Origin of the sequence: Borreliella afzelii (genome assembly GCF_014202295.1) — a bacterium.
Lineage (GTDB): Bacteria > Spirochaetota > Spirochaetia > Borreliales > Borreliaceae > Borreliella > Borreliella afzelii.
Genome location: NZ_JACHGM010000012.1, coordinates 1 through 16,125 on the forward strand (window position 1 = coordinate 1; position 16,125 = coordinate 16,125).

Below are 16,125 nucleotides of genomic sequence, written 5' to 3' on the forward strand. Positions count from 1 at the left end.
CTCTGGTGATATTTTAAATATGGAGTTTAATTTATGAGTATTGTTTTTGATTCTGATTTTGGTATTCTAAAGCGCACAATTAGGGATATAGTACGGACTAAAAGAGAATACTTACGAGTGAATTATGGGATTAACATTGATGATAGTAATAGCTCGATTTACAACATTATTGCATCTTCTTTAGCATTAATTGAAGAAGAAATAATTAATGAGCTTAATCTCTTTTTTTCTAAAATGAAACCGGGTGGTACTTATTGGGCTGCTATTGAAGAACACATTTCTTCTAAAAGCACAACATACAGCGCAGTTCGCAATGCTTTACTTAATCTTAATGGGATAGAACATGCTAACATTAAAAGTTCAGCTGGAAAAGCTAATATATATCTAATTTTAAAAGAAGATTTACTAGACACTAATAAAACTAATATTAACAACCCCGAATTTAAGGCTAAACTTTGGGAAACATTATATCTAACAACTCCTAGCGGCACTTTACTTGAGGGAGACATAGAAATTGATGGACTCAACTCAACCGGGCAACTTAAATCCTACAAAATATCCCTAGGAAAAAGAAAATATGTTTATATGAAAGTGAAGTACAAACTTGATCTTAAAAACTATCTCTACTTAAACATAGACTCTCAAATTAGAAACATATATTCTAGGATTATTTCAAATAACTATTCTGATATGGGCATTAGCTTTGAATATCAAGACTTTTTTGCTCCAGTCAATGAAGTAAAAGGGATTAAGTTTATGGAAATTAAAGTTTGTGTTAAAGATACAGACACTGAAAGTATTTCAAAAATCAGTGATAGTGAGTTTCAAACAAATCAAGATATTGCTATCAATGATGATACAATGCTACTTTTCAATACAACTGATCGACTACTTATTGACATTGATACTTGAAAATTATGAAAATACCTAATTTTTTAAAAAACACTGAAATTCAAAAATTTATACTTACAGAAACTAAATACGCACAAAAACTGCTTAATGAGCTTAAGTTTCTTAATTCTAACTTCATATCCATTAATGCAAAAGAAAATATAAAATCAAGATATATTGCTATATGGATATCTCAAGTCTTATCAATTTTTTATGCAAAAACTCAAACTCTACAAAGCATTACAAGCAATATTAATAGTGTTATTTTTGCTTTACGTCATATAGGTACTGATGAGTCATTTAGACTGATTTTTAAGGCTTTTTTGAATGTGGATATTTCAGTTACTACACCCGAGCCTGGTGTTATTGATATCTCTTTAAAAGGGGCAATAAAGACAAACTTTACCACATTTATTTCACCCAGCACTGAAAAAGGTAAACGGCCTAAAAAGATACTAATTAGAGAAAAGAAAAAAGGGTACGCTGCATCTAAAAAGGCTTTGGTATTTAACTCACTTCCCAAAGGCTATGACCATTCAATTTATGCTTTTATAAAGGGGATTATTCCTATTGGTAGGGTTCTTAAAATAAATAATGAAGATGGCGCAAATATTATAACTTTTAACAATTAAGGAGGCTTTATGGCTGGAGAAGAAGAAAAATTACTAATTGATGAAGAAGAAACAGTTCAAATTAAAGATTTGAATAAGGTTACGACCGTTAATAATAACGATCTTTTACTACTTGATGATGGGGTTGCAAGTAGTAACGCTATCACATTTAAAAACTTTTTAGAAACCGCTCAAAAAAACACATTTGAGGGGGAAGGACTGGGTTATTTTAAAGAGATAATTAAGTCTACAATCGCTACTGAACTTGCAGCTGATGAAAAGTTTGTAGAAAAAATTTACGCTAACATAATTGACAAACTAATTGGTAATAATTCTGATAAGCTTTCCAACCTTTTTAGTAAAATTAAATCACGCCTTACAGATAGCATATCATCAGCTACTCTATCTAGAAGTGATGATCTTTTAATAATGTCTTCCTCAACTATTCAAAAAACACCTGTTCCTAAACAATTACTAGGCGTACCGTCCGATTTTGAGTATGGTGACATAATTTCTGGCAATACGTTTTATCCGTATGAATACAAGAATAAAGGAATACGTATTGATTTGGAGTACTATTATAGTGTAAATCTTATCTTTTACAAATATAATGATGATGACCCTATTTACCTTGATATTGAGGTTCACTCAGAACACCATAGGACCGATCACATGTCTAAAATGATATATTTAAAATATTCCGATGAATCTGAAAAAACTTTATTATATGAGCATACAGGATCTCAAGGAGCATCTACCATATTTCCTTTACTACAAGGATGGTATGTCCAAAAAAGAAAAAACACATCGGGGGGTTCAGTCCCACAGCTTTTAAAGCTGTAAACTTTTTTAGCAAAAATTATAGTTTTGGTATATACTGTATATACCAATAAAAAATTAAAATGAAGGATTAAAAATGGATATTAAAATAACAGAACTTCTTATTAATCTAAATGAAATAAAACTCATAGCCGTAATGATTTTTGTAACAGTCTTGGTTCTAGGGGTGTTAATTCTTCTCAAACCATTACTAAAAGACATACTATCTATAGTAATAGGCAAGATTTTTAAAAATGGAAATGGCAACAATCATATTAAAAAACGGGATTAATTTATGAAATTATCTAAAGATAATGTTGAGCTTGGACTTAAGTCTTTATCAAACCTTATTGATATATTTTCTAAATTTGAAGATGAATTTGATGAGGCTGCACATAAAGGATTCTTTTTGGTTTATGAGTTGTATTCTCATTACAAATTAATCTATACAGCAAATATGGAAAGACTTGAGAGTGCATTAACCCCAACAATAACTAAAACACTCGCCCCAATAAATGAGAAAATCAATCAATGTATTGATCTAGTTAATTCTGATGAAAAAAATCTAAAAATATCTAATAAGCTAAAATTCAATCAGGAAGGAAAACCTATCTATCAAGAGAGAAACACATAATGCAAAATAGCACTATTGGTTTAGGGCTTAATTTACTATCAAGCTTAACTAACATAGCTAAAACTGATACAAACATAGATCATAACTACATTAATACCTTTAGCAAGGTAATAGATTTTTTCTACAAAACATATATGAGCACACTAAAATCTATGGAAACAGCCGAATCAACAAAAATATTAGAAGAAATACAAGACATATTAAAATACAATATCCAGATAATAGAGGCTATTTCTAATAATAAAAGTAATAAAATTATCTCCTCATTAAAAGCAAAACGCAATAAAATCATGAGGGAATATATTAATATCCTTAAAAGGGGTGAAAATGCTTAAACTAGTAAACTACTTGTTACTTACTTTACTACTATGTTGCAATACTATTGCTAGTTTACCAGATGAACCAAAGCCACCAATTATTCAAACACTCGGCTCTTTAGCTAAATATGAGGCAAAATTATCAGATTATGTTATGTACCTTATAACATTCTTAGCTAAAACAAAAGTAAAAGTTAATGATCCAAATTATCCAGAATATACTTATCCCAACTTATCAACACTAAGAGATGAACACTCTATAACTTCAATCAAACATAATATCAAAATACTTTTAGAGTACATTCAAAAAACAAAACCCATAGCACAGAAAGTCTATAATCAATATTAAAAGTTAAAAATGTAAATTACAAAAAGGTTTTTCTTGCAAGAACTTATACTTTATATTAATCAAATTAGCTTTTACAATAGAAAAAAATCTAGATATTAAATCTAATTTAATCTAATATCTAGATTTTAACATTTTCAATATGAATATTTATTAATCAATTAGTACCTTCTTCTAGAAACTTTATTATTTTATCTATCTGTTCTACAGCTTCTTTAGACATTTCTGCTCCTTTGCCAGTAGTATTATTTCCACTAAGCTTTATAGTTACTCCAACCAATTTTGCTTCTTTCCATATCTTTTCTTTTTCCTTGTCCTTATCTGAAAAACCCTCGATTGTTTGTTTAGCTGCTTTTAAAGCTGCTAATTTAGCTGCCAATTTATCTTGAAATAGGCTTTGCAACTTTAATAGTTTTTCTTTAAGCTCCGCATCACCCACATCCTTTAGGCTTTTTGTTAATTTATTTATTTTATCTTTATACTCTTTAAAGTTGTCATATTTAGAATCATTTTTAAGAGTTGAAACAGATGAAAGCAACAAATCTATTTCTTCTTTTTCTTTTACATATGTTTTACAAGCAATTATAAACAACATTGATACAAAAAATAATTTAAATAAATTTTTATTTTTCATTAGTTACTCCTATATTTAATAATAATGAAATAAAAGCTAGCACAATATTCTAAAATATAAATCTTTCAATTAAAATCTTTAAAAATTTTTAAAAATAAGATCTATACTTACAAGAATAAACTTTTTTGTTACTTAATGTATTGTATTGAAGATAAAAAAAGGAATAATAATGAAAATTATAAATATATTATTTTGTTTGTTTTTAATTATGCTAATCGGCTGTAATTCTAATGATAATGACACTTTAAAAAACAATGTTGAACAACAATTAAAAAGTAGAAAAAAACGTGATTTAGGCCAAGAAGAACTGCCACAACAAGAAAAAATTACTTTAACATCCGACGAAGAAAAAATGTTTAATTCATTAATCAATGTGTTTAAATACACAACTGACAAATTAAACAATGAAATACAAGGATGTGCTAATGGAAATAAAAGTAAATGTAATGACTTCTTTGATTGGCTTTCTTCTACAGATACTCAAAAACAAAAAGAATTAGCCAATGCCTTTACAAAAGTTTATGACTTTTTAGAAAGTAAAAGAAAATCAAAAGCGGAGGGTGAAGACTTTGATACTTATATTAAAGGAGCTATTGATTGTAAAGCTAATACTCCACAAAATTGTAATAAAAATAATAAATATGGAAATGTGAACAACGAAATAGAACAATATTTCAGAGGCGTTGCTGTTGATATATTTTCTAAAAATGGCAATAAAGAGATTTATAATTGCCTTAAAACTGAACTTTTAAACGAGGAGAACCATTATGATAGTCTTAAACAATGGAACAACTAAAAACAGTGCTTAATTGCAAATTCTTGATTATTATACGCATAGCGGGCCCCCCTTATTGGGGGCTCTGCTATTTAAAGGTGCACTATGTAAACATATTGCTATGCTGCAAATATATAATCAAATTGTTTTTCTTCTTTTAACGTGCAAAAGAATAATAGCGGGCTAGGGCCATAAGTAGTCCTCTTAAACGACATAAACTTTTCAAAATCTTGTAAATCCTTTAATCTATTATTTTTCTTGAAATAATCTTTTATAATCTCTGCCCAATAGTTTATACTCTTAAAATCACTATGTTTCTCAAAATACGCAATTAAATCGGCTTCAATTTTCTTGATATCATCAATATTATTGGGGTCTATATTCTGAATAAAGTTTATTTTTTGAATAATTGAGTTTATATTCTCTTTTGTTGTAGAGCTATTTACCCAATTTTTTATATTAGACAACGCTTCTTTAAAAATGCTGTAATAATAAAGCCTATCTTTTTTTTGTTCTTGCTTAATATCTTTTTTCTGATTGTAATTAATATCTTTTTTTTGTTCTTGCTTAATATCTTTTTTCTGATTGTAATTAATATCTTGTTTTTGTTCTTGTTTTTTATTAACACTAATTTGCTTATTAGGTGTAGAATTTTTGTTTTCATAATTATTGTAATTAGGGTCTGCATCAGTATCAACTTCACTTTTTATGTTAAGATGTCCCACTAAAGCGTACCTTTTGAAATAAGTAATAGCTGAGCCAACTTGTTGTGGTATTGAATTATTTTTAGACCCATCTATATGAATTCGTGTATCAAAAGACTTTTCATACCCAGTACTTGTGCTGTAGAATGTGGTCCTAATATAATCAAATATACCGTATTGACCCTCTTTAGAAATTGGATCTTGCTCAAAATCAAGCTCCAAATTATGCTTTTTAATAACGTTGTATATTTCTTCTACTATGTCATTGAAATTCTGATATTTGTATCCATATCCTTTATTTACAAGACTTTTGTCAATACCTGGTAAATTCATTCTTAGAGTTTGCATATCTTTTCTGAAGCTTATTTTTGCTTGTATATTATTTTGTATATTTTCTTGATTTTTTTCTGAAACATTGTTCATATTATTGTTTGTCATTTTAGATGACCTCCTCTATTTATGTTTATAAATAATTATATAGCAAAAACTATTTTTGCCAACTTTTTTACAAAAATTTTTGCAAAAAAATGAGGGCTTAGCTAGATTCTCTTTACCAAAGAACTAAGCTAAACCCTTACATTACATTTTTTGGAAATTACATAAATAAAGGTAGGTTGAACATATGACAATATTTTCCTACACTACTTGCAGTATAGACTAACTTATCATTAAAATCAATCTTTTTACTAAATTATAAAAAAGTGTATTTAATTAATGAGATTAATAATTAAAATTTTATATTTTTTTTAGAAAAGTATTTACTTTTAAATCGAAATTATGCATTATACTATTAACTATTATTAAACATAAATAAAGGAGAAAACATGCACAATGTTTTAGTCAACAAAAAAGGTCCAAATTGCTATAACAAGCATCAATATAAATTAATAGTTCTTATCTCAACACTAGAATACATAAACGCCAATTACAAGAAATATACACAAAAAACCATACTCTATTACTTTAATGAAAATCTAAAAAGAAATGGTCAAGCTCCTACTACATTAAGAACACTGCAAAAATATCTTTACAAATTAGAAAGAGAATTTAAAGTAACAACCAACTACTACAAACATTTGGGTGTAAATTTTGGCACTGAAATTTACTATCACCTTAATTATGAAAAAAATGTATGCCACTTTAAAATCAACCAATACTTTCAAGAAAAAAAACACTCTCGATTTAAATCGAGAGTGTCTAACTACCTTATAGACAAATCTCCAAAAAAGGGTAATGTAGAATTGGGGGAGTGTTTATGTAATAAAAATAATATAAAAGAAGAAATAAATTCCAATAAAATAGAAGAATATAAAAAAACAAAATATTTCAATAAATGTAACTTTTTCGATAAAAAAACTCTTTCAAAGATATTAAAATTAGATATTAAAACAGATTTAACAATTGAAATATTTAAAACCGTGAAAAGATATGAAAACAGTTTAAAGAAAAATAAACATATTTCTTTCAATAAATCTTGCTTTAAAGATAAGCAAAACAAATTAAAAGAAATTCTAGAAAATACAAAAAAACAATTAGAAAAAAAAGGATACAATACTAAACAATTGAAAATAAATATCCAAAAAGTATATGAAATTTACAAAAATAAACCGCATTTTATCATCGAATATCAAAAATATGACGATTTAAGCAAAATAAAGCTCAAATTAGAAAAGTCAATTGAATTGAAAAAAGAAAACCCACAAAAAAATTATGAGCATATAAAAACAAACATTTATAATATTCTCATTGAGCAACTAAAAGAAAAGGTGAATATTGAATTTATAAAGCCAATTATAAAAACTTATTTGAATAGCAAAAAGAAATTAGAATACAGTAAAATATTTGATACATATAATTGCGAATTATTAGAACTAATAAAAAATGAAAATAATTCTTTGATATTAAAAGAAGTTGTATAAGGATTTAATATGGAAAGTGCACCAGAACCTATAAAAAAAGGAAAATGTAAAGTAGAATGCCAAAATAAAGAACGCTTTATTTTGATTGAAAAAGAAAATGGTAAAGCTATGTACCATACAAAAATAATGATGGACGTTTATAAATTCGGAGTTTATGAGAATAAAAAAAAGAAAAAAAATGAATTTCGAGTGTCATTAAGGGCATTGTTTAATGGAGAAAGAATTGTTGAGGAAACACATTTATACCCCATTAAAGAAGGGGATAAATTTATTGGAATTTTTTACGGGTTCAGAAAACCAATAAAAAAGGCTATTATAAAGTATCAATTAAACGGGAATAGAAAATCTTATGGATTTGCAAGGGCATATTATATGGAAGTTAGATTTAAAGCTGGCAGTGTTTTTTTCTACTTTAAAGGACTATATCGCTTATTAGATAAACAGAGAATGAATAACCACTATAATAAAATATTATTTAGTATGTTTACAGATTTAGAAAAACAAGTATATGAATTTTATGGGAAAAAATACCCAGAACAAGGACCTTTAACAAAATGGATACTAAAAAACCTAAAATAATAACAATTGCGTCAATTAAGGGCGGTGTTGGCAAAAGCACAAGCGCAATAATTTTGTCGACTTTGTTATCAAAAAATAATAAAGTTCTTTTAATTGATATGGATACTCAAGCATCTATTACTAGTTATTTTTATGAAAAAATAGAAAAACTAGGTATTAATTTTACCAAATTTAATATTTATGAAATTTTAAAAGAAAATGTAGACATTGATAGTACTATTATAAATATAGATAATAATCTTGATCTTATACCTAGCTATCTTACGCTACATAATTTTAGTGAAGATAAAATCGAATATAAAGATTTTTTGTTAAAAACAAGCTTGGGAACTTTACATTATATATATGACTATATAGTAATTGATACAAATCCCAGTTTAGATGTTACACTAAAAAATGCACTTTTATGTAGTGACTATATAATAATTCCAATGACAGCTGAAAAGTGGGCAGTGGAAAGTTTGGATTTATTTAATTTTTTTGTAAGAAAATTGAATTTATTTTTACCTATATTTTTAATAATAACAAGATTTAGAAAAAATAGAACACATAAAACATTGTTTGAAATGTTAAAAACAAAAGATGGGTTTTTAGGAATAATATCTGAAAGAGAAGACTTAAATAGACGAATAGCAGAAAATAATAATTTTGATTTAAATAAAGATTATATAAAAGAGTATAAAAATATTTTAGAAATTTTTTTAAAAAATATAAAGTCTAATAATTAGACATTTTAAATGTAAAAGGAGTTTAAATTGGATATTAAGGTAAATAAAAGAGATTTAAGTGATAATGGGAATTATATTATTGCTGATAGTGCATTAAATCATTATAATTCTTTGAAAGAAAAATTAAAAATTAATTCTAAAAAAGAAATTTATTGTAAGCTAGAAACTTTAAAAATTTTAAAAGAAATTAAAGACAATGAATATTATAAACTTGATGGGTATAAAAGTTTTGAAGCTTTTTCTAAAGATTATAGACTTGCAAGAGCACAGGTCTATAATTATTTAAAAATTGCTAATGCAATAGAAGATGGGATTATACAAGAAGAATTTCTAATAAAAAATGGTATATTAGAAACGTTAATTATATTAAGAAATAAAGAGAGCAAAACAATAAAAAAGTCCAAACAAAACCCGATAAAACCCTTAAGATTTCAGCTTAAAAAACAAGAAAGTTATGATTTTTACAAAAATCATGCCAAATTTACGGCTTTTATTTTGGAAGAACTTCTTGAAAATCAAAAAGATTTTCTTAATAAGCTTTTAAAAAAATATAAACAATTGAAAGGATAATAAGGGGGATTTTATGAGTAATTTAGCCTACAATGCTCTTAAAATAGAAAATATAAGGTTAGAATTTTTAAATAAAGGGTTTAGTGAAGAGACAATAGATTTTATTTTACTTCAGAACGATAATTACAACTTTGAAGTTTTAAAAGAAAGAATGAATTCTTTAGAACAACAAATAATTAATGTAGAAAAGAACTTTCAAAAAGATATATATAGTTTAGATGTGAAAATAGATAGTGTAAAAAACGAACTTAATGCGAAAATAGACAGTGTAAATGCTAAGATAGACAATGTAAAAAACGAACTTAATGCAAAAATAGATAGTGTAAATACCAAGATAGATGGTGTAGAAAAGACTTTGCAAAAGGATATATCTAGTTTAAAAAACGAACTTAATGCAAGTAATAGAACAATACAGGTAATGTTAATAGCGGGAATAACACTTGCTCCAATTATTTACTCTATATTTAATAAGTATTTTTTCAATTGAGAATGATTAAAATTTTTCAAAATATTAAAATAGCATATAACTTGTTTTTTTAATAGAGATACTAAAATTTTTATTTAAATTCTTTAAAAGAAATATTTTATTTTTGCTCTATTCCAAAGTAGAACTTATTCGAACTTTTTAACAAAAGATTTTAAATAAGTTCTTTTTTTGTAAAAAGACAAATTGATTTTAATTCTAAATTGGACTATGCTTAACTGTTGAAAAACTTTAAAAAAACAATTTTTTAAAGCTAATTCAGCTAAGCTCTTGACTTTATTAAGTTCTTTAGCAAGAGAATTTGATAAAGTTTATTTTTTGTAAATTTTTTGTATAAAACTTGGCAAAAACAGTTTTTGTAATATAATAAATATTGCATAATATGATCTCCATATTGCATATATAAAATAAAGGTTACATTTTGATGGACTTAACTAGTTCTTTAACAAGAGAATTTAGTTAAGTCTTACTTTTTTTGTAAAATTTTTAGAGATAAGTTGACAAAAAAGATTTTTGTTATAGTATATATACATATATATAGCAAAAAAAAGGTTTTATTATTCAATTAAATCCAATATAGTGGGGTTTAGCTAATTTCTTTATAAAGAGTTTAGTTAAACTCTATTTTTTTGCAAAAATTTTTGTAAAAAAGTTGGCAAAAATAGTTTTTGCTATATAATTATTTATAAACATAAATAGAGGAGGTCATCTAAAATGACAAACAATAATATGAACAATGTTTCAGAAAAAAATCAAAATATAAAAAATAATGGAGATATTAAAATTATGCATGTTGAGCAACAAAGTTTTATTGGTTGTGAAGTGTTTGAGGAAAAATCCTCTCCAGTTAAAGAAAAAAGCAAATTAAGCAAGATAGGTAAAAAATTACCAGGAATAAGCAGTCAAGAGTGTTTTAGATTTAATCGTAATATTGATTTTAGTTTACAGAGAAACAAGCTTGACAAATATGGTGCTAGTGAAGTGGGTAATGTTCTAATTGGTGGGGCTGGACTTAAAGACTTAATGATCAATAGAGTGCTTAAATATTTTGGCATGAGTATGCCTTTTGAAGAGAATTTATATATGTTAAAAGGCAAAGAGTTGGAAAATTTAGGATTTAGAGAATTTGTTAAAGCATATGGTGACGATATTGTTGTTTTGTATAAAAATAAATATGCCAACGGTGTTGATAAATATAATTATTTCAAGAAAATGGGAGTTTCAGAAACTTTAGTAGGCTCAACAATTGATGGATGGTTTATTAATATTTATGGTGATTTAGAGCTTTTAGAGCTTTTAGAGCTTTTAGAGATTAAGAGTAGTGATTCTACTTATATGAGTAGTGCTATTGAAGAGTACAATAAAAATGGCAATTTCTTAAGTAGTAAGTATTTTTTCAAGTACTATGTGCAGGCACAAATGCAGCTAGCATGTACTGGACTTGAATATTGTAATTTATTCTTTTTAATCGACGCTGCACCGGTTAATTGTAAGATAAAGAGAAATGATGCTTTAATATCAAAAGTGCTTGAATTTGTTCTTAAATGTGAACAAGAAGTTTTCAATTTAAGAAACGAAATTGTTAAAAATGATCAGTTTAAGTTATTAAGATCAAATAATCATGATAATGATGCGTTTATTAAGCTTGTTGAAGAATTTGTAGTAAATAGTGATTTTTATCAATCTGGGGTTGAGTTTGATTGGGTAAAAGAATTTGTAGAATATGTTGAGTGTATAGACCTTGAGATTAAAACCGATGATGAGGCTGCAAATCTTGAATGTAATCTTATTGAGATTGACAATCTAAAAGTAGAACTAAATAAAATTCAAAATGAAAACAAAAAAAGAGAAAAACCCATAAAAGATTTACTTAAAATTAAAATTGATAAAATTTTGGAGAAATATCCACTGATTGTTCATACAAATTATAGATTTAAAGAATTTGTATTCAATTATGATCCTAAGAAAAGGGCAATATCAGATAGATTTAAAGGACTTCTGCCGACAAGCAGTAAAGTGTTCTTGCCTAGAAATATGAGCAATATAGCATATGCAAATAGTGTCCCCTTTTGAATGGGGCACTAAAAAATTAAAAAAACTATTTAACATAGGAGGTTTAAAAAATGCTTATTAGCAAAATAAAACAAAACAATAGGAGTTTACTCGGGGAAATACAAAGATGGGGGTGCTATTTTTTATGTTTGTATTATTATACAAGTGTGTTTAAGAATATTGAATTCAATGCTTTTGGAATAAATGTGGCATATCGCAGATTTTTAGGACTTGGGTACATTAAGAGTAATTGTTTTATTAAAGACCCTTGTATGATACTAAATTACTATGGGATTAGAACTAGTGTGAGATATGAGTCTTTTGGCTATTTCGCAACTGCGAATGAATTTGAAATAAGTGAAGTTAAGATTGCGGGTGTTAATGGAACGCACTTTATTGCTACAAAAGAGAAAGAAATATTGTATGATTCACTTGATTTAAAGCTTAATGGAAAAATATTTAAAGTAACTTCAAAGCGAATATTTAAGCATAGATAGTTATCTATAGCTTCAAGCTATTTTTGGCTAATTTATATGCTTGAATTTTGTTTGCAGAAGAAAGTCCGTAAATATTATCAATCTCAGAAGTTGAGTGATACTTCATAAGTTCTTTAATTTGAAAAGAATTATAACCATTGGCTTTTAAATTTGAAATAAATAAATTTCTGCATAAATGAAGCGATTTATTTACCTTAAATCCTGACTTTTTAAGAAGATTTTTGAATTTTTTAGAAATATGGATAATGTCAATTTGATTATCTTTAAACTTGTGTTTACTTTTTTGGAAAAGATAAGTACGTCTAGTGTCGAGATTTTTTTCTTCGAAATGATTTTTGTGAGCTGTTTGAATAGCATCAAACTCCTTAGAGTTAATAACAATTTCCCTAATGCAAGCGACATTTCTTTTTTTTGCTACATTTACTTTTATATTGTAATAAATTTCTCCAGATTTATTTGATAACTGTGTAATATCTTCTATTTTTACTTTTTGCATTTCAGTACCCCTACACCCACTTATTGAGAGTAGATGTACGAACCATCCAGATATTGGATCAATTTGTTTTAATTGTTTTATACATTTTGTAATTAGTTTGATAGTTTTAGGAGTTAAGTAGAACTTAGGGCTGGGTTTTAAATTTTCTTTTTTGGGTTTAGTTGAATTTTTTAGAGTATTTTTTAGGATTTTATTTTCATCTATTACTTTTTGATAATCTTTTAGTAGTTTAAGAATAAAATCTGTGTTTTCTTTATTTAAATTAAGATAATTATTAAAGTCCATAAAGTCCTCTTTTTACAAGTGTTACTTTTAAATTAAGTAAAAGTAATAAAAATATATAAAAATAGCAATTTTTATTTTACCAAAAACTTAAAATTTTAGTCAAATTGTGGTGCTTTTCATTGCATGTAGAATTTGGGCTGTAGAGTAGTTTTAATAAGCAGAAGTGATAGTTTTTAAGGGGTGCACACAAGAAAGACTATATACTTTAACTGATATATAGCAAATACCCCAAAATTTAATTTGTATGTGTTTTGTGATCATTTGTAATGCCCCCATCATTTGCAATGGAGGGATTTTTAAGAGTTGGTTAAAATTACATTTGAGTTTTGTTACTATGTAATCCGAAATGTAACAAAATTAAATATTTAAATCTTTAAAAAAAATTGTATATACTAAGTATTGCATTATCTTTGAGATTTATGGAGTAACTTATGAATGGAAAAATGAGAATGTTTATTATTTGTGTTTTTTTTACACTGATAATTTCTTGCAAGTATTATGCAAGTAGTGAAGATTTAAAAAATCTAGAACAAAATGTAAAAGGAAAAGTTAAGGGATTTTTAGATACAAAAGAAAGAATTGTTTCAGATGATCCAACAGTATATGAAATAGCAGAAAAATTAAAAGAAGAAGAATTAAAGGGTAAAAAAGAAAATAAAGAAGATGTTAATTTGGAAAATAAAGGGGAAAAAGAAGATTCTAATAAGAATGATTTAAAAGATAATGAAGATGCTAAAGTATTAAAACCCGAGCCTAAGCCTATAGCTTTAGAAAACAAAGAACCAAAATTAGAAAGATCAGAAATATTAAAACCAGAATTACCAGAAATGCCAAAATTGCCAGTAGTGTCAGTAGTAGTAAAACCAGTAGTTAAAGAAAAAACAGAAGAAGAGAAAGCTAGAGATAAAGAGTATGAAGATTTAAGAAGAAGAAGAATAGAACAATATCAAAAACAAGAAGAAGAAAGATTAAAAAGAAAAGCAGAAAGAGAAGAAAGGAAAAAATTAAGAGAATCAAGCGGAACTTTTCTTGAGAGAGCGACTAAAGGTAAAATTTCAACAGTAGTAAAACAAATAGACAAGATAATCAGTGATATTAATAGTATTAATCCAGGATCATCCTTTGAAGAAAGAATGGTAGTATCTGGAAAAGAAGTTGAAGATAAGGTTACGGGCGCTATTTATGATGATATTACTGATAATCGTTCAAATGGTAATTCTATTTATTCTGATTGGGGCGACTATTTAGAATATAATGGAAAGTTGTATAATCTCCTTGATAAGGAATTAGAAGAGGTTAGAAGTAGCTTAAGAGCTAAAATAAAAATAAAAGAGGGTAATGTTGAAAAAAATAAAGATATTGTAAAAATTAGTGATATTAAAGAAGATTTAGAAAAAATAAAAGATAAACTAGAAGAACTAAAAAAATATCTTCAAAGTAGTGCTAATAAAGAGGAAATTCAGAAACTTGTAAAATGTTTAATTGATCCATATAGTGAAGGTTGTCAATAGTAAATAAAAAGAATTAATACATTAAAGGTAAATAAATTATTATTTAAGGTTCTTTTGATAAAGTAAATGTTTTTTAAAATATAAATTATTAAGAACAAGACCATCAATTAGTCTTGTTCTTATTTATGAGCATTAAGTTCGCTAAAATGTTTGGTTAAAGTTTTATATTAAACATTTTTCAGCAGTTATTGTATTTCCTCCTTTGCTAAAATTTTAGCATATATATGTAAGGAAATTATAAGTTTATGTTAATAAGTGAAAAGGTGTTGTTTAGATATTATGTTTTTGCTATATTATTATATAGATAATATGCATGCTAATAAAGTTTCAGATTTTTATGATAATTTAGATAAGGAAACAAAAAAGGAAATACATAATCTCTATAGAACCACCCAACCAACCCTGGGGCAAAAAAGACGAATATATAGCACTTATGAAGCAATACAAGAATACAAAAGAAAAACTGGTAAAAGTATTAATGAAATAGTAAATGACATTGTAAAGCCTACAAAAAAATTTATTAAAGACGTTCTAAAGGATAAATGTGTAATAGACAATGTAATAGACAAACATAAAAATTCCCAAAATATTAAGGTTGATTTTAGCTATAGGGAAGAAATGCTAGAAGAATGTTTGGTAAAATTAGGAGAGGATAAATCCGCCACTTTTTTGCTTTATGTTCATAGTATTCTTGATAATATGAATCAAGAAATACTAAACCCAGAATCATTACTTGTGATTAACCCATTTATAGATACATTATTCACCAGTATGCACTACTATGACAAGGGAATTTTCACAAGTAATAATCTTATAAAAAGAATAAAAAAGTTTTTAAAACATATGGAGCCAAGTTTTATCAAAATGTAATAAATTAGTGAACTGCTATTTCCATAATCTTTGATTTAGAAATAGCAGCGAGCTAAATCAATAAAAGCCAATAAATATTAAACACCCGCCAATAGGTATAAAGAAGTTATCAGTTTATGTTAACAATTTGTTAAATTGCTTTACTATTTAGAGTAACAATTTATTAACTTTGTTACTTTGGGGCAATGCTTTTGAAAAAAGTTAAAAGATCTTTTGATGATTATGTTGCATATTTTAGACAAGGCTCATTAAATGATAGAGAAATAGCATCTAGACTTGGGGTTTCTAGAGTAAATGTGTGGAGAATGAGACAAAAATGGGAGAGTGGGGAGATTTCTGTTAATGAGGATTCTAGAGTAACAATTAGTGAAGATACTTTTGAACATCTTGTAGCACAAACTTT

General features: G+C 26.4%; 21 protein-coding genes. 18 read left to right on the plus strand and 3 right to left on the minus strand.

Annotated elements, in window-relative coordinates; genetic code table 11:
* The first annotated feature begins 33 nt into the window (after positions 1–33).
* The 7 genes from HNP63_RS05955 to HNP63_RS05985 all read left to right on the plus strand — a co-directional run bounded on the left by HNP63_RS05955 (position 34) and on the right by HNP63_RS05985 (position 3,621).
* On the plus strand, positions 34–912 hold the full coding sequence (locus HNP63_RS05955) for a DUF276 domain-containing protein (RefSeq protein WP_012579196.1): 879 nt from the start codon (positions 34–36) through the stop codon (positions 910–912).
* Between the two features lie 5 nt (positions 913–917).
* Positions 918–1,523, plus strand: a complete 606-nt coding sequence (locus HNP63_RS05960; RefSeq protein ID WP_012579194.1) for a DUF735 family protein — start codon at positions 918–920, stop codon at positions 1,521–1,523.
* A gap of 9 nt (positions 1,524–1,532) precedes the next feature.
* On the plus strand, positions 1,533–2,345 hold the full coding sequence (locus HNP63_RS05965) for a DUF685 domain-containing protein (RefSeq protein ID WP_183227518.1): 813 nt from the start codon (positions 1,533–1,535) through the stop codon (positions 2,343–2,345).
* Positions 2,346–2,418: 73 nt separating this feature from the next.
* The gene (locus tag HNP63_RS05970; protein WP_012579257.1) at positions 2,419–2,613 is read left to right on the plus strand and encodes a BlyA family holin; all 195 of its coding nucleotides are present in this window, start codon (positions 2,419–2,421) and stop codon (positions 2,611–2,613) included.
* Positions 2,614–2,616: 3 nt separating this feature from the next.
* Positions 2,617–2,955, plus strand: coding sequence for a BlyB family putative holin accessory protein (locus tag HNP63_RS05975; RefSeq protein WP_183227520.1), 339 nt, complete (start codon positions 2,617–2,619; stop codon positions 2,953–2,955).
* Positions 2,955–3,290, plus strand: coding sequence for a BlyB family putative holin accessory protein (locus HNP63_RS05980; protein ID WP_183227522.1), 336 nt, complete (start codon positions 2,955–2,957; stop codon positions 3,288–3,290). Before HNP63_RS05975 ends, HNP63_RS05980 begins: the two co-directional genes overlap by 1 nt.
* A complete protein-coding gene (locus HNP63_RS05985; protein ID WP_183227525.1) occupies positions 3,283–3,621 on the plus strand; it encodes a BBA14 family lipoprotein in 339 nt (112 codons plus the stop codon). The genes HNP63_RS05980 and HNP63_RS05985 overlap by 8 nt, the downstream gene beginning before the upstream one ends.
* Before the next feature lie 154 nt (positions 3,622–3,775).
* Here HNP63_RS05985 and revA read toward each other — a convergent pair whose 3' ends face one another.
* Positions 3,776–4,252, minus strand: coding sequence for a fibronectin-binding protein RevA (revA, locus tag HNP63_RS05990; RefSeq protein ID WP_183227527.1), 477 nt, complete (start codon positions 4,250–4,252; stop codon positions 3,776–3,778).
* Between the two features lie 169 nt (positions 4,253–4,421).
* On the opposite strand from revA, the gene HNP63_RS05995 reads away from it, so the two are divergent.
* Positions 4,422–5,048, plus strand: coding sequence for an Mlp family lipoprotein (locus HNP63_RS05995; protein ID WP_073999449.1), 627 nt, complete (start codon positions 4,422–4,424; stop codon positions 5,046–5,048).
* A gap of 98 nt (positions 5,049–5,146) precedes the next feature.
* Here the strand turns inward: HNP63_RS05995 and HNP63_RS06000 are convergent, their stop codons facing one another.
* A complete protein-coding gene (locus HNP63_RS06000) occupies positions 5,147–6,154 on the minus strand; it encodes an ERF family protein (RefSeq protein ID WP_183227542.1) in 1,008 nt (335 codons plus the stop codon).
* Between the two features lie 401 nt (positions 6,155–6,555).
* Between HNP63_RS06000 and HNP63_RS06005 the strand changes: the two genes are divergently transcribed.
* The 7 genes from HNP63_RS06005 (at position 6,556) to HNP63_RS06035 (ending at position 12,560) form a co-directional block, all read left to right on the plus strand.
* Positions 6,556–7,650: a plasmid maintenance protein gene (locus HNP63_RS06005; RefSeq protein ID WP_183227529.1), complete on the plus strand. Its 1,095-nt coding sequence runs from the start codon at positions 6,556–6,558 to the stop codon at positions 7,648–7,650.
* Between the two features lie 9 nt (positions 7,651–7,659).
* Positions 7,660–8,229, plus strand: coding sequence for a DUF226 domain-containing protein (locus tag HNP63_RS06010; RefSeq protein ID WP_073999451.1), 570 nt, complete (start codon positions 7,660–7,662; stop codon positions 8,227–8,229).
* Entirely contained in the window at positions 8,205–8,957 is a 753-nt protein-coding gene (locus HNP63_RS06015) for a ParA family protein (protein WP_012579272.1), read from the plus strand. Before HNP63_RS06010 ends, HNP63_RS06015 begins: the two co-directional genes overlap by 25 nt.
* A gap of 27 nt (positions 8,958–8,984) precedes the next feature.
* Positions 8,985–9,527, plus strand: a complete 543-nt coding sequence (locus tag HNP63_RS06020) for a chromosome replication/partitioning protein (protein WP_012579278.1) — start codon at positions 8,985–8,987, stop codon at positions 9,525–9,527.
* A gap of 13 nt (positions 9,528–9,540) precedes the next feature.
* Positions 9,541–10,014 carry a Bdr family repetitive protein gene (bdr, locus tag HNP63_RS06025; protein ID WP_012579254.1) on the plus strand — a complete coding sequence of 158 codons (474 nt, stop codon included), beginning with the start codon at positions 9,541–9,543 and terminating at the stop codon, positions 10,012–10,014.
* Positions 10,015–10,740: 726 nt separating this feature from the next.
* Positions 10,741–12,084 (plus strand): DUF244 domain-containing protein, encoded by a 1,344-nt coding sequence (locus HNP63_RS06030; RefSeq protein WP_183227545.1) that lies wholly within the window; start codon positions 10,741–10,743, stop codon positions 12,082–12,084.
* 50 nt (positions 12,085–12,134) lie between these two features.
* Complete coding sequence (locus HNP63_RS06035; RefSeq protein WP_183227531.1) at positions 12,135–12,560, plus strand: DUF261 domain-containing protein; 426 nt, start codon at positions 12,135–12,137, stop codon at positions 12,558–12,560.
* Between the two features lie 4 nt (positions 12,561–12,564).
* Here the strand turns inward: HNP63_RS06035 and HNP63_RS06040 are convergent, their stop codons facing one another.
* Entirely contained in the window at positions 12,565–13,341 is a 777-nt protein-coding gene (locus tag HNP63_RS06040; RefSeq protein ID WP_183227533.1) for a tyrosine-type recombinase/integrase, read from the minus strand.
* Positions 13,342–13,772: 431 nt separating this feature from the next.
* Here HNP63_RS06040 and HNP63_RS06045 point away from each other — a divergent pair, with 431 nt between their 5' ends.
* The 3 genes from HNP63_RS06045 to HNP63_RS06055 all read left to right on the plus strand — a co-directional run.
* The gene (locus HNP63_RS06045) at positions 13,773–14,852 is read left to right on the plus strand and encodes a hypothetical protein (RefSeq protein WP_183227536.1); all 1,080 of its coding nucleotides are present in this window, start codon (positions 13,773–13,775) and stop codon (positions 14,850–14,852) included.
* 279 nt (positions 14,853–15,131) lie between these two features.
* A complete protein-coding gene (locus HNP63_RS06050) occupies positions 15,132–15,722 on the plus strand; it encodes a DUF643 domain-containing protein (RefSeq protein WP_183227538.1) in 591 nt (196 codons plus the stop codon).
* 191 nt (positions 15,723–15,913) lie between these two features.
* The coding region (locus HNP63_RS06055; protein ID WP_183227540.1) for a DUF603 domain-containing protein at positions 15,914–16,125 on the plus strand (212 nt) is incomplete at its 3' end.

Bases quoted from the DNA above. Each gene is read 5' to 3' on its own strand.
- HNP63_RS05965 (WP_183227518.1), top strand. From the start codon at position 1,533: ATGGCTGGAGAAGAAGAAAAATTACTAATTGATGAAGAAGAAACAGTT.
- revA (WP_183227527.1), bottom strand. From the start codon at position 4,252: ATGAAAAATAAAAATTTATTTAAATTATTTTTTGTATCAATGTTGTTT.
- HNP63_RS05980 (WP_183227522.1), top strand. From the start codon at position 2,955: ATGCAAAATAGCACTATTGGTTTAGGGCTTAATTTACTATCAAGCTTA.
- HNP63_RS05955 (WP_012579196.1), top strand. From the start codon at position 34: ATGAGTATTGTTTTTGATTCTGATTTTGGTATTCTAAAGCGCACAATT.
- HNP63_RS06050 (WP_183227538.1), top strand. From the start codon at position 15,132: ATGTTTTTGCTATATTATTATATAGATAATATGCATGCTAATAAAGTT.
- HNP63_RS06015 (WP_012579272.1), top strand. From the start codon at position 8,205: ATGGATACTAAAAAACCTAAAATAATAACAATTGCGTCAATTAAGGGC.
- HNP63_RS06040 (WP_183227533.1), bottom strand. From the start codon at position 13,341: ATGGACTTTAATAATTATCTTAATTTAAATAAAGAAAACACAGATTTT.
- HNP63_RS06010 (WP_073999451.1), top strand. From the start codon at position 7,660: ATGGAAAGTGCACCAGAACCTATAAAAAAAGGAAAATGTAAAGTAGAA.
- HNP63_RS05960 (WP_012579194.1), top strand. From the start codon at position 918: ATGAAAATACCTAATTTTTTAAAAAACACTGAAATTCAAAAATTTATA.
- HNP63_RS05975 (WP_183227520.1), top strand. From the start codon at position 2,617: ATGAAATTATCTAAAGATAATGTTGAGCTTGGACTTAAGTCTTTATCA.
- HNP63_RS05970 (WP_012579257.1), top strand. From the start codon at position 2,419: ATGGATATTAAAATAACAGAACTTCTTATTAATCTAAATGAAATAAAA.
- HNP63_RS05985 (WP_183227525.1), top strand. From the start codon at position 3,283: ATGCTTAAACTAGTAAACTACTTGTTACTTACTTTACTACTATGTTGC.
- HNP63_RS06000 (WP_183227542.1), bottom strand. From the start codon at position 6,154: ATGAACAATGTTTCAGAAAAAAATCAAGAAAATATACAAAATAATATA.
- HNP63_RS06045 (WP_183227536.1), top strand. From the start codon at position 13,773: ATGAATGGAAAAATGAGAATGTTTATTATTTGTGTTTTTTTTACACTG.
- HNP63_RS06030 (WP_183227545.1), top strand. From the start codon at position 10,741: ATGAACAATGTTTCAGAAAAAAATCAAAATATAAAAAATAATGGAGAT.
- HNP63_RS06005 (WP_183227529.1), top strand. From the start codon at position 6,556: ATGCACAATGTTTTAGTCAACAAAAAAGGTCCAAATTGCTATAACAAG.
- HNP63_RS05995 (WP_073999449.1), top strand. From the start codon at position 4,422: ATGAAAATTATAAATATATTATTTTGTTTGTTTTTAATTATGCTAATC.
- HNP63_RS06035 (WP_183227531.1), top strand. From the start codon at position 12,135: ATGCTTATTAGCAAAATAAAACAAAACAATAGGAGTTTACTCGGGGAA.
- bdr (WP_012579254.1), top strand. From the start codon at position 9,541: ATGAGTAATTTAGCCTACAATGCTCTTAAAATAGAAAATATAAGGTTA.